Here is a 15,536-nt window from a genome sequence, read left to right as displayed (position 1 = left end):
GCCTGCGCACCCCGCGTGAGACCCGTGTCTGCTACCGTCCAGCCATCGCCCTCGCGGCATAAAACCCTGGTGTCCGATCCCGGGGTGGAACCTCAGGGAGTATCACCGCGGCCGATGTCGAAGCGGAACGCCTGCTGGGCTATCAGCCGGGTGAGCTGGTCGGCGAGCCCGTCGGTGTACTGGTCGCCGACGATACCGGGTTGTCCGGCCCGGTCGATGTCCAAGCCGTCTGCACCGCGTTCCGGGCCGGGACCGGCGTGCGTTGCCGACGCAAGGACGGCACCCGGTTCATGGCCACCGCCACGATCTCCACGCTAACGGCCGCGGACGGCGGCGGAATCCGCATGACGATCCACCCCCTGATTGACAAGGACTGGGACCGGGACCATCAGCTGCTCGAGGCATTGTTCGACTCCGCGGACGAGGCGATCGCCGTGGCCGACCGGGATGGCACGATCCTGCTGTGGAACCGGGCGACCGAACGCATGCTCGGCCACCACGCCGCCCAGGTGGTGGGCTTCGACCGGTCTTCGGCCGCCACCGACCTGGATTGCAGGCTGGCCGACGAGTTGTTCGAGCGGGTGTTGAGCGGCGAACATCTGACCCTGGATGCCCACCGCTGGCGTGCAGCGGACGGCCGCATCGTCAGTTACGACACCCGTGTCTGGCCGTTGCGCAGCAGCACCGGCGAGATCACTGGCGTGGTCTGGTTCCGGCGTGACATCAGTGATGGGCACCGCACGGCGGCGATCATCAAGGCGATGGTCCAGGGAATGAGTATCCCGGTGCTCGCGGTCGACGAGGCCGGCACCATCCAGGTACTCAATCCGGCAGCAGAACGCCTGTTCGGTTACGCTGCCGCTGAACTGCTCGGCCGGCCCGTGGAGGTCCTGGTCCCGGTGGCGCTGCGGGCGACACATGAGGGTCACGTGCGGGGTTTCATGCGACAGCCACATCCTCGTGACATGGGCGAGGGCCGGTCGCTGCGCGGGCTCCGTAAAGACGGAACCTCGTTCCCCGTGGACATCTCGTTGTCGCCTTTCACCACCGATGACGGCCTGCTGGTCACCGCCGCGGTCGCCGACATCACCGAACGGCTCCGCATGGAGGAACACCGAACCCGGTGGACCCACGAGATGCAGGTGACGCGCCGGATGGAAAGCCTGGGCCAACTGGCCGGCGGCGTCGCGCACAACTTCAACAACCTGCTCGGTGTCATCATCGGCAACATCTGCTTCCTTGAAGAGGAACTCACCGCCCTCAACGAGAGGGACGCCAGCCGGCCGCTGGCAGGCCCGCTGCTCGACGTCCAGCAGATCAAGAACGCCGCCGAACGGGCCGCCCGCCAGACTCAGCAATTGCTCGCCTTCGGGCGCCGCGACACCGTCCAACCACGTCCGGTCGATCTCAACGATGTCGTCACCGCCATGCACGCCCTGCTGGACGCCACCCTCGGCCCACAAATCCGGATGATCACCGTGCGGGGTCAAGATCTGCGTCAGGTCATGGCCGACCCCGGGGAGCTCGAACAGGTGCTGATGAACCTGGCCATCAATGCCCGTGACGCCATGTCCGGCGACGGAACCCTGCGGCTGGAGACGGACAATCTCACCGTCGACGAGTTGTACGCCGACAGCCGCGGCATCTCCACAGGGCAGTACGTGCGCCTACGGGTCAGCGACACCGGCGTGGGCATGACGCCCGACGTCGCCGAACGCGCCTTCGAGCCGTTCTACACCACGCGGAGCCTCAGCGAGGCACAGGGCCTTGGGCTGACCACTGTCTATGCCATCGTCACCAACGCCGGCGGTCATGTCGCCATCCACAGCGAACCCGGTCACGGAACCACCGTCACCGTCCTGTTGCCCGCCCTCGACAAGACTCAGGCGCCCGCTGCCACCGAAGCGGCGCCACCGATCGATCCGGCCGGCTCGACCCTGCTGGTCGTCGATGACGAAGCCGCCATCCGCGACATCGCCGCCCGCATGCTGACCCAGGCCGGCTACACCGTCCTGCTCGCCGAACACGGCCCCGCCGCCCTCGCCCTCGCAGCCGGACATCCCACACCCATCGACCTTCTGCTGACCGACGTCGTCATGCCGGACATGAACGGCAAGGAAGTCGCTCAACAACTGCAACACGTACGCCCGGAAACGGCCGTCGTCTTCATGTCGGGGTACCCCCAACCCATCCTCACCGCCTCGGGCGACCTCGACACCGACGCCGTCGTTCTGCAGAAACCGTTCACCAAGAACGGCATCCTCACCGCCGTTGCCAACGCCCTCACCCGCGCCCGTGGCCAGTAGACACAACAGCCTGGATGTCGGGCCAACGCGGTGCACCCCGGCGGGCTCCACATCGACGGAGGTGCCGTACCCGGACCGGTCGATGGGGTTCGGGCCCAACCGGTCGGGTACGGCGTCCATCGTCACGAGCGGTGCTCACCTACCGGCCTCGGACCAACGGTGCCTTAGCCATGACCGCCGCCATCCTCAACTCTGCGCGGGCGTCTGGTGGACGACGGCGATGGGACAGGCGGAGTAACGCAGTAGGTGCTGGCTTACCGAGCCGAGCAGCATGCCGCGGATTGCGCCGCGTCCCCGGCTGCCGACCACCAGCAGTTGCGCCGTGGCGCTGGCCAGCGCCAGTTCGGCCGCTGGATGCCCGACCGTCGCCTCTGCCTCGATCAAGAGTTCAGGGAACGTGGCGCGGATCTCGGTGACCAGAGTGTCGAAGGGTTCCTGCTCCTCGGTTGTCACCGTGCCGGAGGCCATGGGCGTCTCCGCCCACAGGCCGGTCACCGGCGCCCAGGCCCGGATCACTCGCAACGCTACGTTGCGGGCCGTCGCCTGCTGGGCAGCGAAGCCCAGTACACCAAACTCGCTGCCGGCTCCCAGATCGGCCACTGGTCCGCGTAGACGATCTCCGCCGGCGCGAGTGTCCGGGCTGCCTCGTCTAGGGCCCAGGTCAGGGCGGTGCGGGCGTCGGGTGATCCGTCGTATCCGATGATGATGGTGTTGTTCACGGTGCGGCGCTCCCTTCCGATCCGTGCGGCGCACGGGAGGTACGTCGCGCGGGCCGACCGCTCTCCCCTCCATTCGATCGCAATCGATGTCTAGGTGGACAGGGCATCCGGGCCCGGTGGGACGGGTCGGACGGACCTGGTCGTGTGGCGTCGGTCGGCGAGGCGCAGTGCAAGGCCCGGGATGACTGCGATGCCACAGCACACCAGGATGGTGGCGGCGGTGAGCGGCTCGGTACCCAGTAGATCCTGCAACGGTCCGGCCAGCACGCCGGCCAGCTGCAGGATCACACACACCACGACCGCGCCGATCAGCGACCAGTTGCGGCTCGTTTCAGCGGTGGGCCTCGCACGGACGGCGAGGGCGACGCCGAGCTGGGCCAAGCCGAGGACCAGGAACATCACCGACTGCCACGGCAGTTCCATGGCATCGGCGGTGACTCCGGCGATGAGAGTGACGGCGGCCACGACGGTTCCGCCGACGAGGATGTCGCGCAGCAGTCCGGCGCCGAGCACCGACTCCTGCGGCGAACGCGGCGGCCGGCGTAGCACGTCGGCGTCGGCCGGTTCGGCGCCGAGTGCGACACCGGGCACACCGTGGGTGAGCAGGTTGATCCACAACAGTTGGGCGGGCAGTAGTGCCAGCGGCATACCGAGCAGCGGCCCGGCCAGCATGACGATGAGCTCGGCGACGCCACCGGACATGGCATAGCGCAGGAATCGACGGATGTTGTCGTAGATCCGGCGGCCCTCGCCGATCGCCTTTGCGACGGTGGCCAGATTGTCGTCGAGCAGCACCAGCTCGGCGGCCTGCCGGGCGACTTCGGTGCCGCTGCCCATGGCGACGCCGATGTCGGCGCGGCGCAGTGCCGGAGCGTCATTGACGCCGTCGCCGGTCATCGCCACGACCTCGCCGCGTGCCTGGAGGGCGGCGATGATGTCGAGTTTCTGTTCCGGTTGGGTGCGGGCGTACACCCGGGCGTCTGCGATCTGCTCGCCGGTCAGCGGGCCGGTGTCGCCCCGCGCAACAGCGTCGCCCGGGCCGAGAAGGCCGAGTTGGGTGCCGATGGCGGCCGCGGTTCCCGGGTGGTCACCGGTGATCAGCAGCAGGCGAACGCCGGAACGTGCGAACTCCTCCGCGGTCTCGCGTGCCGTGGCGCGCAGCGGGTCGCCGATACCGACCAGACCGGCCGCATACAGCGCGGGAGGGTCCTCCGGATCGGGAGGGTCTGCGCTGACCGCAGTGGCGATGGCGAGCACCCGCAACCCGTCGGCCGCCAGGTCCCCGGCAGCGGTGAGCAGACCCGTGTCCGTTCCGGCGTCGAGCACGGACTCCGGGGCGCCCTTGACGACGGTCAGGAAACCACCGGAGGCGAGGTGGTGGACCGTGGTCATCCGGCGGCGCGTCTGGTCGAAGGGGTGTTCCGCTACGCGCGGGGCGGCGGCAGGGTCGGCGGCCTGGTCCAGGCCGCACCGGCCGGCGAAGGCGAGCAGGGCAGCCTCCATCGGGTCGCCCACCGCGGTCCACCGCGTACGCTCACCGACCGGCGGCAGCAGGCCGGCGTCGTTGCACAGCAGCCCACCACGGGCCAGGTCCCGCAAATCCGCGGGTACGATCGCCACGACACCGTCCGGCCCCGTGATCTCGCCGGTGGGGTCGTAGCCGATCCCGGCGACGGTGTAACGGCTGCCGTCGGCCGTGACAGCCTGCTGTACGGTCATCCGGTTCTCGGTGAGCGTTCCGGTCTTGTCGGAGGCGATCACGGTGACCGAGCCCAGGGTTTCCACCGCGTGCAGCCGGCGCGGGATGGCGCGGGTGCCGGCCATCCGCCGGGCGCCCAGGGCCAGGGCCAGGGTCACCACGGCCGGCAGGCTCTCCGGCACTGCCGCGACGACCAGGCTCACCGCGGTGATCGCCATCCGCACCAGCGGCTGACCGGCCAGCAGTCCGAGGGCGAACACCACCCCCGACACCGCGACAGCCGTCAGGCCGAGAATCCGGCCGAGCGCGGCGATACGCCGCTGCAACGGCGTCGGACCCGGCCGGGTCCGTGCCACCAGCTCGGCGACTCGGCCGAGTGCGCTCGCCGCCCCGGTCCGCACCACCGTCCCAGCAGCGCGGCCACTGGTCAGGACGACGCCCGCACCGGCCGTCTCGGCCACGCCTCGATGAACCGGGACCGACTCCCCGGTCAGCGAGGACTCGTCGAACGTGGCACGCTGCGCCTCGGTGAGTTCCAGATCGGCGGGGACGACATCACCGGCTTCCAAGCGCACATGGTCGCCGCGAACCAGGTCGGCGGCCGGCACGATCTGATCGTGCCCGTCGCGGACCACCCGTGTGTTCGGTGCGGCGAGCTGGTCCAGTGCGGCGATCGCGGCGTCCGCCCGTACCTCCTGGAAGACACCGATGACGGTGTTCACCGTGACCACCAGAACGATGATGACGGTGTCCGGAAGATCCCGTAGGAACGCGGTCACGGCCCCGGCGATCAGCAGCAGAGCGACGAGCGGGTCGGCCAGTTGCCGCGCGACCCGGGCAAGGACGCCCCGGCGTGGGGGAGCGGCGACGATGTTGGGCCCGTCCGCGGCGAGGCGCTCGGCGGCCTCACCGTTGGACAGGCCGGGCGCGGTGTGAACGACCACTCGGGTCCGGCTCGTCATCGTCAACCTTCCCGCTGCGGCAGCCGGGGTGTCGGCCGCCGCACCTTCAGCTTGTGCGGGTGGTGTCCGGGTCGAGTAGGGCCAACGGCCCTGAATACGACCGCGATAACAATCACGCTGACGGGCGCGAGGGATGGCAGGGCCGCTCATGCGGATGGGTGCGGCGTTCACCTGACCGATGCCGTGCCCGGCGCCGGCCGGTGCCCGTTTTGACCATGGGGGTCTGGTGGCTCGACGGCCACGCTGTCATCTCGCCCGGCCGAAGTGGGAATCGGGTTCGGCCTGGTGGATGCCTGAGGACAAGCCTGGTGCGACTTCGCACCCCTGAACAGGGTCACAAGTCCTGACCGCTTCACAAGATCAGTGCCGCGGGGCCAACGGACTGCCGGGTACGGCCTGTCGGCAGTGATGTGGTGGACCCGGGGCGGTTTAGCGTTCGACTATGAACAGCATCGTGCCGGTTCAGGAGAAGCTGCCCGTGGTGGTGGGCGTCGACGGCACGTCCGCCGCACTGCAAGCCGTCGATCTTGCCGCCGCCGAAGCCGCGCACCGCTGTGTGCCGCTGGTGGTCGCGCACGCCTGGCCGGGCCGGCACTTCGAGGCCCCGAAGTCTCGGGTGACCGTACCGGACCTGGCCGAGAGCGTTCGCCTTCTCGACCTCGCCACCCGCCGGGCACGGCAGACGGAACCGAACCTGACGGTCGTGCCCGCGCTGATGGACGAGGGCGCGGCTGAAGCGCTGCTGAGATGGTCCGCTCGTGCATGCCTGCTGGTGGTCGGACACCGCGACGATACGTCGGTCCACCACGGATGGGGGTCCACCGCTGCCTATCTGGCGCACCACAGCGTCTGCCCCCTGCTCGTCAGCCGGGGGCGGGTTCCCTCCCGGGGACCCGTGATCGTCGCTGTGTCCGGTGGACCCGTCACAACCCTGGTACAGGCCTATCAAGCGGCGGCGTATGCGGGTGGAACGCTGACTGCGGTTCACGTATGGACCCCGGGGCGTGGTGCCGCCAGCCGCGACGTCGACCGGGCCGCGGCCGAAAGCCGACTGGACGCGGCGCTGAACGCGTGCGGCTCCGCACGGCCGCGTGTCCCGGTCACTCGACTGCTCATCAGTGAGGCCGAGATCGCCTACACCGTGGAGCAGGCAGCCTGGCGTGGCCGCCTGCTCGTGGCCGGAATGGGGCACAAAGGCTGGGCGGTCGAGGCCATTTACCGGTCCAGTGGCGTCGTGTCCACCGGCCGTCGGCTCTGCCCGGTCCTTCTCGTCCCGGCCGTTCCGCGATCCCGGACGCTGCCCCGCGAACGCAGCGACCCGCTTTGCAGCGCTCCGTTGCCGGCGGCCCGGGGCGGTGATCCTGAGATGGCGCCTTGAACACCGGCTGTTGCCGGCTGAGCGAGGCCTTTCGCGCCCAGCGCCCACACTGCGTCGAACTGGACCTGCGTGATGTCGGCTTCTGCGATCCCGCGGGTCTTCGGGACTACTCGTACTACGGCGCCGAACTGAACAGTAGGACCCCGAGGCGGTGATGGCGGTAAGCGACGCGATTCGGCGCGTGGCGCATCTGCTCGGGGAGTCTCCAGAACGGCGATGGCCGTCGCCGAGGACTGTGCCGCAACGCCCAGCCCACCGGCCGGCGGGAGAGAACCGGGACCGCGCATGCATCGAGGCGTACGCGCGGATCGGTGTTGACGACACCGAGACTGTTCGGGCCGACCAGCCGGATGCCGTGGGATCGGGCCAGTCGTGGCACGGCGGCGAGCCGCTGCCGGCCGGCGGCGCCTGCTTCGCCGAGGCCCGAGCTCAGCAGGATCGCCGCCCAGGCCCAGGCCCCGGCGGCCGCGCCGTCGGCGAGCACGTCGGCGACCTGGTCAGAGGGTATGGCGATGACCAGTAGATCCACCGGTTCCGGTAGATCGCGCAGGCTACGAGAGGTGCCCTGGCCATCGAGGGGGGCGCCCGCCCGGCTGATCGGATAGAGGCGACCGGTGAACCCGCACGTTAGCAGTGCGTGCAAGGCCTGACGGCCGGGGCTGTGGTCGGCGCCGACGACGAGCTCGGTGATTCCCAGGCGGTGCGCCCGGGCGGTGAGGTGTTCCAGCAGCAGGGTGCCAATGCCGCGCCCGTGGTCGCGGTCGGCGATGAAGACGGCGAACTCCGCGCGCGGCAGGTCACCGAGCCTTTCGCAGGACGCGACCCCGACCAGGCGGTCGTCCTCGTAGGCCAGCAGTGCCAGGAACCCGTCCGACTCCGGGCGGCACAGCCGATCGCTCTCGGCGGCCAGGGTGGCGGAGCCGGGGAGGGCTAAGAACCGTAAGCGCAGGTTCTCCGGTGACGCATCGGCATACAGCCTGGTGATGGCCCGGCGGTCGCGCGAGGTGATCGGACGGATCGAGACGATCCCACCGTCCACGGTCAGAGCGTCCACGGTCGCGGGAACCGCCGGGGGATCCTGGAAGGTCACCGATGTTCCTTGCGCGGACGGTCCACGTAGACGGGGCAGTCAGCGTGGTGCAGTAGTTGCAGCCCGGTCGAGCCGAGCATGGAACCGACGATCACGCCGTGGCCGCGGCTGCCGACCACGACCAACTGCGTGCCGTGCGAGATGCCGACCAGCACACCGGCCGCACTGTCGTGCGACACCACAGTTTCGACAGAGACGTCCGGGTACTTGACCCGCCACGGGGCGAGCTGCTCCTCCAGGCGGGCGCGTTCGGCGGTGTCCTGCTCCGGGGTGGCGATCGTGGCTGCTGGAACGGCATAGCCGTAGTACAGCGGCACGGCCGGTAGATAGGTGCGGACCGCGACCAGGCCGGTGCCGCGGCCTGCCGCGGCGGCGAACGCTGTGGAGAGTACGTGTTCGGTGATGTCGGAGTCGTCGACGCCGACGGCTATCGGTCCTTCGGTGGCGTCGGCGCGTCCTCGCACGACGATCACCGGGCATGGGGCGTGGGTGGCGAGCCGCTGACTGACCCCGCCGAGTAGCAGCCCGGCGAAGCCGCCGTGTCCTCGGCTGCCGAAAACGAGCAACTCCGCCGTTTCGGCCGCGTCGAGCAGCCGTGCGGCCGGATTGCCGATCAGGGTCACCTCCGTGACCTCGACCAGCGGCGCCACCGCACGGGCGATCGCTGCTGCCGCCGCCGTCACCTTTTCGGCGAGGCTGCGGGCCATCTCGAAGCTGCCGCCGTCGAACTCATAGCGGGCGGTGTTCCAGTCCCAGTCCAGGACATGCACGACACGAAGATTCATGTCCAGGCGTGCGGCCTCGCGGGCCGCCCACCGTACTGTTGCCGCACCTGTTGCGGCGCCGTCGGTGGCGACGACGATGGTGGGAGTTCGCATGGCTCCTCCTTCTCCATCTCTCCCTTCATCGTGGTTTGTATCGATATCAATCGGCAGAGCAACAGGTCATGCCCGGTGATGCCGAAGGTCCTGGTCCAAGCCGGTGTACCTCAGGCTCGACGTCCCCATCCCAGATACAGCACCGGTCCGAGCGGCTGTACGAACAGGGCGGGCCACCACACTGCTTTCGGGCCGCGGATCTGCCCGGCCGGGCGGCGTGACAGGTCGACCGCGGCGACGACGGTCAAGGCCACCTCCACCGGCGCCAGCACCAGCGTCGTCACTCGTTGCCAGCGCGGCAGGCCTCGCCAGGTTGTATGCGTCATGTTTCCTGTCTCCTTCACTGATGCGGGTTGTCCAGGGTCATGCCGCCCTGGTGGGGATCGACGCCGGAAACCGGCCCATCACAACGGGCCAGTCTGGTGCTGCTGCTCCGGAACGACGGCGACCGGGCACGACGCCTCAATCGCCACCGCCAGCGGTACGTCTCCGGTACGGGCACGGCCGATCACGCCGCGGCGTTTGTCGCCGACCACAAGAAGCCGGGCGCCCACGCCGGCCCGGGTAAGGGCTTCGACGACCGGACCGTGCATAACGGCGCGCCTGATCGGTATCGCCGGGCATTTCACAGCCCACGGCTCTGTCGCGTCGGCCAGTAGTTCCAGAGCGGCCGGCTCGGTGGTGAAGTGCGTGGACAGCGTGACGTCGTCGTAGAAGTAGTCTTCAGAGCTCGCCGCGGAGACGTGGACGGCGGCCAACGGCAGGCGATGTTCGGCGGCGTACCGGACCGCGAACTCCATCGCGGTCTGGCTCGCCGAGCTGCCGTCCACTCCGATCACCACGTGTCCGCCGAACAGGGCCCTGGGCGCCGGCGGCGGTGCGGCACGGGCCACCACTACCGGACAGTGCGCTTGCCGGAGCACCCGCCGTACCGTCCGGCCGCCTGCACCGGCGCCTATCACCAGGAGCCGGACGCCCGCTGACGCATCGACCAGCCGGTCCGACGGATCGCCGCCGAAGATCCGCAGGGAGACACGTCGCCCACCGACACGTGCTCGGGTCTTCGCGTACGCGCGGGCGAGAGGTGGATCGATGAGTTCCAACTCCGCCGGTGCGGGTACGCCGGTGAGGTGCTCCAGCGGCGAGCCGGGCGTACAAACATGCACGAGCACGAGAGGCGTATTGGTCCACTCGGCCTGTTCGACGGCCCACGCCAACGCCGGCGACCCACCGGACCCGCCGATGCCGACGCCGATCGAGTAGCCCATGACGGATCACCTGCCCCCTTGACAGTGACGGCGCGGCCGCATCCTGGCAGCCGTCTATGTCATCAGGCCTGCGCCGATGGCATCACGACAGGTGCCGGGCCTGCCGCCCCTGGTCCATCGTGCGGGCCGGTGCCGCCGGCCTGGCAGGGCCGGAAGTCCTCTTCTATCCGCCGGTGGGAACCCGCCAGGTCAGCCGGGTGCCAGTGCCTTGTCGGCGATGAGGCCGACGGGGATCCGGCGACCGCTGGGGTACGGGAAGGCGTGGTGACCCTCACTGGCCGGGTCGGCCACCGATCGACAGCCGACCGATCGGTGCGATTCGTCCGCCAGGTCCCCGGCGTGGTGGGGGTCGTCGACTCGCTCCGGTTCGACAACGACGATCGCGAGATCCTCAGCGCCGGCACCATCTTCGGCGTCGCCTGACCCCGCAATGGAACCCGGAACCGTACAGAAGGCGACTCTGAGGAATGATCACATGACGTCTATGAGTGTCTTCGACCAGCTCGCCATGCACGTTTTCATCGCCGACTTCCCGGCCGTATGGCTGCGGCGGATGGCAATGGCGGGACGGCCGGTCCACCTACCGGCCGGGCGGCGGCTGTTCCGCGAGGATGCCGCCGCCGACCGGTTCTGGTTGCTGTGCGGCGGCGTGGTGGCGGTCGACCTTCACGTTCCCGGGCGCGGCGACATCGTCGTCGAACGGATCGGTCCCGAGACGGTTCTCGGCTGGTCCTGGTCGCGGCCGCCGTATCGCTGGCGGTTCGGCGCCGTCGTGGCCGAGGATGCCCGCGCTGTGGAGTTCGACGCCACACGGGTGCGCGCTCTGATGGCCGACGATGCGGTACTCGGCCGCGAGCTCGACGCCCGGCTCCTGGATGTCGCGGCCGAACGCCTGCAAGCAGCCCGCCACCGGCTGGTCGAGTTCTACGCCTTCCCGGCGTGACGTCGTGAGAGCCGGTGCACGCTTCCGGGGCTGAATGTATGCCGGCGGCCGACTCAACCGCCTGGCTCGCCTTCTCAATCGCCACTCCGCCGTGCAGTTCGCATCCGGTCGCCTGGGCCCGAGCACGTGGGTCACCCTGGAGGCCATCAGCCGCGCAGTGGACAACCCGTCACGCGCCCGCTGTTCGTCACCGTCCACCAGGGTGAGCGATATCTGGTGGCGATCTCGGCAGGCAGGCGAAGCGGGTCGCCAATGTCCGCGCCGCCCACGGAGCCGCCGTGTTGACGCACGGCACCCGCGAACTGGTTCACCTGACCGAGGTCGAGGTGGTTGAGCGCTCGCCGATCCTGCGGCGGTTCGTGGCGGCTGCCCGGGGTGCCCGGGCCCCATGTCCCGGTCGCCCCGCACACGCCGTTGGTGGATTTCGAGGCGATCGCCGCCGACTATCCGGTGTTCCAGATCAGCCGCCGGTCCGGCGCCTCTTGAAGTCCAAGTCCGTGCGGCCCGCGCCGGTCAGGAGGTGGGTCGCTGTGCGCGGACCAGCACCACGGCGGCGGCCGCCACGGTCCAGGCAGCGATGACGCCCAGGTGGGGCCACACCGTCGCCAAGGCTGCGGTGTCCGGTTCGGTGGCGGCCAGCACGACCGTCAGCAGATGCCGCAGCGGGAAGACGTCGGCGATCGCCGCGAGCCAGGACGGCATGGTCGCCTGACCGGCGACGAAGACTTCGGAGACGAAGCACAGCGGCAGCAGCGTCCCGAGCGTGACGGCGACGACGGACCGGGCCAAGGGCAGGACCGCGACCAGGGCCAGGCCGAGCGCCGCGAAACAGCAACCTCCGGCTACCACCGCGACCGCCAGCATCAGCACCGAGGGCGGGCGGAGCCGTACTCCGAACATCGCGGCCGCCAGGACACTCAACAGCAGGGTTGATGCCACTGCGGTGATCAGAGCGGAGAGCACTCGCCCGGCGACGTGGTAGGCGTAGGGAAGCGGGGTCCCGCGCAGCCGTTTCAGAATCCCGGCGGCCCGGGCGCCCGCCATGCTCTCCGGCAAATTGACCCAACCGGCGACGGCGACCGCGTACGTGATCATCCCGGCCAGCAGGTAGCGGCCGACCGGAACGCCGTGCACCGAGGTATCACCGAACACCGACGGGAAGAGAACGAGCAGAACGGCGGGAAACACCACGGTGAAGAACACCGACAGCAGGTCACGGCGCAGGCCGAGCAGCGCGTAGTGAACCTGCCCGGCGAGCAGCGCAAGGCCGCTGACCGGGCCGGTCAGCCGCGGCTCCGAAAGGGTTGCCACCGGCGCCGGCGCGATTGTCCCGGTTGAGGAGGGCGGCCCGGTGGTCCCGCGTGGGCTCCAGCCGAACCACCGGACGGCGACCACCGTTCCCACGACCGTCCACACCGCCAGGACGGCGAGATGGCCGAAGGAGAAACCTGCACCGGGACCGGGCTGGAACGTTTCGGCCGCGGCCCGGGCGAAGTGTTTGAGCGGTAGCAGTGAACCGGTCACGGCGAGCGGATCGGGCAGCCGGGCGCCGACGATGAAAACCTCGGAGATGAAGGCGAGCGGGATCAGGATGCCCTGGGCCAGGGTTTGTGCACCGAGCACGGTACGGGTCAGCGACGTCAACGCCAATCCGAGAGCCGCCAGACAGGCGATCCCGAGAATCAGGGTGGCCACCAGCGCGGGCACCTTGTGCCAGACGATGTCGACGCCGTAGAAAGCGGTCCCGGCGGCGGTCAGCAGTAGTACCGCGGCCAGCGAGGCGACCGCCGCCGCGGTGATGCGGGCGGCGATCACCGTCGATGCGGAGACGGGCGTGCCGCGCAGCCGCATCAACACACCGCTCTCGCGCAGGGCCGCCGTGTCCACGGCCAGCATGGTGAAACTCGCCTGGGCCACGCCGAAGACCGCGAACGGCGCGATGAGCATCTGGGCGACCGGTGCGCCGGTCTCCGTCCGTTGGTCGCCGACCAGCGCCGCGACGATGACCAGAAACGTCAGCGGAAAGACGAGAGTGAAGAAGGCCGCCATCGGGTTACGGAGAAAAGCCGCAATGGCGTGCCCGGACAGGGCTGACCAGTGACGCGACCGGGTCCAGGCCGGCGGTGTGATGGTGTGTTCGTCAACGGTCATGTCCGGCCTCCCCGGTGAGTTCCAGATAGGCCTCTTCCAGGGTCGGCGGCGACACGGTGAGGTCATCGAGGCCGTGCCCGGCCTCGACTGCCCAGCTGGTCAGTGCCTGCAGATCCACAACGCCTGCGTGGGTGCGTACCCGGGCGGTGTGACCTCCGGTGTGGATCTCCCCGGACAGTGACGGCAGGTCGCCGGGGTCGACGCCGACCGGCAGGGTGAAGCTGATCGTGGCCGGCGCACCACCATCGCCGCGCAGCTCGTCGGGGCTGCCGATCGCGACGAGTCGGCCGGACCGCAGCACGGCCACCCGGTCCGCCAGTTCCTGCGCCTCCTCCAGATAGTGGGTGGTGAGCAGAACCGTCGTACCGAGATCACGCAGCCGGCCGATCAGCGCCCAGGCGCGGTGACGGGCGGCGGGGTCAAAGCCGGTGGTGGGTTCATCCAGAAACAGCAGCTCCGGCGCGCCGACCAGGCCCAGGGCCAGGTCGAGGCGGCGCCGTTGTCCTCCGGAGAGCGCTTTGACGCGGGTGTTGCGTTTGTCGACCAGTTCCACCAGGCCGATGAGTTCGTCGGGATCGTGCCGGCGTGGATAGAGGGTGGCCTGCAGACGCAACAGCTCGCGAACGGTGAACTCTTCCTCGAAACCCGCCGACTGCAGGACGATACCGATCCGCTCGCGGAAGCCGCGGCCACCGGTCACCGGGTCCTGGCCGAGCACACGGACTTCACCGGAATCCCGGGTACGGAAGCCCTCGAGAATTTCGACGGTCGTCGTCTTCCCTGCCCCGTTCGGGCCCAGCAGAGCGAATATCTCGCCGTGGCCGACAGTGAAGCTGACGCCGTCGACGGCTCGGACCGTCCCGTAGCTACGGACAAGATTGGTGACTGTGATGGCGTCCATCGCTGACCCTCCCAGCGGCATGCAAAGCCACTGTCGAGTGTCCGCTCGTCACCCGGCGCGGGTCAGTGCCCAACGGCCCCTTGACCACCGGGGAGAAGTCGGGCTGAGGGGCCGTTGGGCCCTGGCCGGTGTCAGTCCGTCGGGGCGAGGCTGACGGTGACGAAAGGCTGGAGGAAACGATGACTTACCGTGTTGCCATCAACGGGTTCGGCCGGATCGGCCGGAACTTCCTGCGCCGCCTGGTGTCCGAGGATCCGGCCGGCCAGCAACTTCAGGTGGTCGCGATCAACGACCTGTACGACACCGCGACTCTTGCTCACCTGCTGGAATACGACTCCACGTTCGGCCGCCTCGACGCCGAGGTCGGCCACAACGACGATGTGCTGGCCGTCGGCCGGCACAGCATCCCGGTCTACTCCCGCCGGACACCGGAAAGCCTTCCGTGGGGAGACCTCGGCGTCGACCTGGTGATCGAGGCGACCGGCAAACTCCGGACCCGTGACGACGCCGCATTGCACCTGAAGGCAGGCGCCTCCCGCGTGCTGATCTCCGCGCCAGGCAAGGGCGTCGATGCGACCCTGGTTCCGGGGGTCAACGCCGACACCTACGACCCGGTCCGGCATCAGATCGTGTCCGCGGCCTCCTGCACTACCAACTGTGTGGCGCCGCTGCTCGCCGTCCTGCATCGTGCGTTCGGTGTCGAGCAGGGTTACCTGACCACCGTGCATGCCTACACCAATGACCAGAACATCCTGGATGCTCCGCACAAGGACCCGCGCCGTGCCCGCGCCGCCGCGGTCAACATCATTCCGACCAGCACCGGCGCGGCCAAAGCGGTCGGTCTGGTGCTTCCCGAACTGGCCGGGCGGCTCGACGGTGTCGCCTTGCGGGTTCCCGTCGTCGACGGCTCGATCAGCGACCTGACTCTGGTGTTCGCCACCGACACGACCACGGAACAGATCAACGATGCCGTCGCGGACGCGTCGGCTCCGGGCCGGGCGATGCACGGCATCATCCGCTACACCGAGGCGCCGATCGTGTCGGCCGACATCATCGGCGATCCGGCCTCCTGCGTCTTCGATTCACGTCTCACTCAGGCACAGGGCCGGCTGGCGAAGGTGTTCGGCTGGTACGACAACGAGTGGGGTTACACGAGCCGGCTCGTCGACCTGACCCGTCAGTTCGCCAGCCACAACTGACCGGGACGACTCCCGCAACCGATCGGCCCCTACCCGCCCTTG

16 protein-coding genes and 1 pseudogene are annotated in these 15,536 nt (G+C 69.4%); 7 read left to right on the top strand and 10 right to left on the bottom strand.

What is annotated here, in order from left to right; genetic code table 11:
* Positions 1–92: 92 nt before the first annotated feature.
* Complete coding sequence (locus BC793_RS52490; protein WP_282959004.1) at positions 93–224, bottom strand: hypothetical protein; 132 nt, start codon at positions 222–224, stop codon at positions 93–95.
* Here BC793_RS52490 and BC793_RS52930 point away from each other — a divergent pair.
* Positions 180–281, top strand: a pseudogene (locus BC793_RS52930) (hypothetical protein); the annotation flags it as partial. The gene BC793_RS52490 and the pseudogene BC793_RS52930 sit on opposite strands and share 45 nt — an antisense overlap.
* A 9-nt stretch (positions 282–290) precedes the next feature.
* Positions 291–2,306, top strand: a complete 2,016-nt coding sequence (locus BC793_RS35355) for a hybrid sensor histidine kinase/response regulator (RefSeq protein ID WP_146246595.1) — start codon at positions 291–293, stop codon at positions 2,304–2,306.
* Between the two features lie 186 nt (positions 2,307–2,492).
* On the opposite strand, the gene BC793_RS35350 is transcribed toward BC793_RS35355, so the two are convergent.
* From BC793_RS35350 to BC793_RS35345, 3 genes are all read right to left on the bottom strand, one after another.
* Complete coding sequence (locus tag BC793_RS35350; protein ID WP_239170479.1) at positions 2,493–2,906, bottom strand: universal stress protein; 414 nt, start codon at positions 2,904–2,906, stop codon at positions 2,493–2,495.
* Positions 2,831–3,025, bottom strand: a complete 195-nt coding sequence (locus BC793_RS51835) for a universal stress protein (protein ID WP_239170478.1) — start codon at positions 3,023–3,025, stop codon at positions 2,831–2,833. Before BC793_RS51835 ends, BC793_RS35350 begins: the two co-directional genes overlap by 76 nt.
* Before the next feature lie 90 nt (positions 3,026–3,115).
* Positions 3,116–5,686 (bottom strand): cation-translocating P-type ATPase, encoded by a 2,571-nt coding sequence (locus BC793_RS35345; RefSeq protein WP_109600528.1) that lies wholly within the window; start codon positions 5,684–5,686, stop codon positions 3,116–3,118.
* Between the two features lie 478 nt (positions 5,687–6,164).
* On the opposite strand from BC793_RS35345, the gene BC793_RS35340 reads away from it, so the two are divergent.
* Positions 6,165–7,064 (top strand): universal stress protein, encoded by a 900-nt coding sequence (locus tag BC793_RS35340; RefSeq protein WP_158319466.1) that lies wholly within the window; start codon positions 6,165–6,167, stop codon positions 7,062–7,064.
* A gap of 115 nt (positions 7,065–7,179) precedes the next feature.
* Here the strand turns inward: BC793_RS35340 and BC793_RS35335 are convergent, their stop codons facing one another.
* The 4 genes from BC793_RS35335 to BC793_RS35320 form a co-directional block, all read right to left on the bottom strand.
* Positions 7,180–8,154: a GNAT family N-acetyltransferase gene (locus BC793_RS35335; protein ID WP_158319465.1), complete on the bottom strand. Its 975-nt coding sequence runs from the start codon at positions 8,152–8,154 to the stop codon at positions 7,180–7,182.
* Positions 8,151–9,032 (bottom strand): universal stress protein, encoded by an 882-nt coding sequence (locus tag BC793_RS35330; protein WP_109600523.1) that lies wholly within the window; start codon positions 9,030–9,032, stop codon positions 8,151–8,153. The genes BC793_RS35335 and BC793_RS35330 overlap by 4 nt, the downstream gene beginning before the upstream one ends.
* Positions 9,033–9,142: 110 nt before the next feature.
* Positions 9,143–9,358, bottom strand: a complete 216-nt coding sequence (locus BC793_RS35325; RefSeq protein WP_109600521.1) for a PLDc N-terminal domain-containing protein — start codon at positions 9,356–9,358, stop codon at positions 9,143–9,145.
* A 78-nt stretch (positions 9,359–9,436) separates the two neighbouring features.
* The gene (locus BC793_RS35320; protein WP_109600519.1) at positions 9,437–10,300 is read right to left on the bottom strand and encodes a universal stress protein; all 864 of its coding nucleotides are present in this window, start codon (positions 10,298–10,300) and stop codon (positions 9,437–9,439) included.
* On the opposite strand from BC793_RS35320, the gene BC793_RS52485 reads away from it, so the two are divergent.
* From BC793_RS52485 to BC793_RS51830, 3 genes are all read left to right on the top strand, one after another.
* Positions 10,193–10,723, top strand: coding sequence for a BON domain-containing protein (locus BC793_RS52485; protein WP_109600517.1), 531 nt, complete (start codon positions 10,193–10,195; stop codon positions 10,721–10,723). The genes BC793_RS35320 and BC793_RS52485 overlap by 108 nt on opposite strands.
* Positions 10,724–10,775: 52 nt before the next feature.
* Positions 10,776–11,243 (top strand): Crp/Fnr family transcriptional regulator, encoded by a 468-nt coding sequence (locus tag BC793_RS35310; protein WP_239170477.1) that lies wholly within the window; start codon positions 10,776–10,778, stop codon positions 11,241–11,243.
* Positions 11,244–11,573: 330 nt separating this feature from the next.
* Positions 11,574–11,729 carry a hypothetical protein gene (locus BC793_RS51830; RefSeq protein ID WP_239170476.1) on the top strand — a complete coding sequence of 52 codons (156 nt, stop codon included), beginning with the start codon at positions 11,574–11,576 and terminating at the stop codon, positions 11,727–11,729.
* Between the two features lie 27 nt (positions 11,730–11,756).
* On the opposite strand, the gene BC793_RS35300 is transcribed toward BC793_RS51830, so the two are convergent.
* The gene (locus BC793_RS35300) at positions 11,757–13,394 is read right to left on the bottom strand and encodes an ABC transporter permease (protein ID WP_158319463.1); all 1,638 of its coding nucleotides are present in this window, start codon (positions 13,392–13,394) and stop codon (positions 11,757–11,759) included.
* Complete coding sequence (locus BC793_RS35295) at positions 13,384–14,295, bottom strand: ABC transporter ATP-binding protein (protein WP_109600511.1); 912 nt, start codon at positions 14,293–14,295, stop codon at positions 13,384–13,386. Before BC793_RS35295 ends, BC793_RS35300 begins: the two co-directional genes overlap by 11 nt.
* Positions 14,296–14,474: 179 nt before the next feature.
* Between BC793_RS35295 and gap the strand changes: the two genes are divergently transcribed.
* Entirely contained in the window at positions 14,475–15,494 is a 1,020-nt protein-coding gene (gene gap, locus BC793_RS35290; protein ID WP_109600509.1) for a type I glyceraldehyde-3-phosphate dehydrogenase, read from the top strand.
* Positions 15,495–15,536: the final 42 nt, after the last annotated feature.

This window comes from Actinoplanes xinjiangensis (assembly GCF_003148685.1).
In the GTDB taxonomy this organism is placed as follows: Bacteria; Actinomycetota; Actinomycetes; order Mycobacteriales; family Micromonosporaceae; genus Actinoplanes; species Actinoplanes xinjiangensis.
This window is presented reverse-complemented; position numbering and strand designations above follow the sequence as displayed.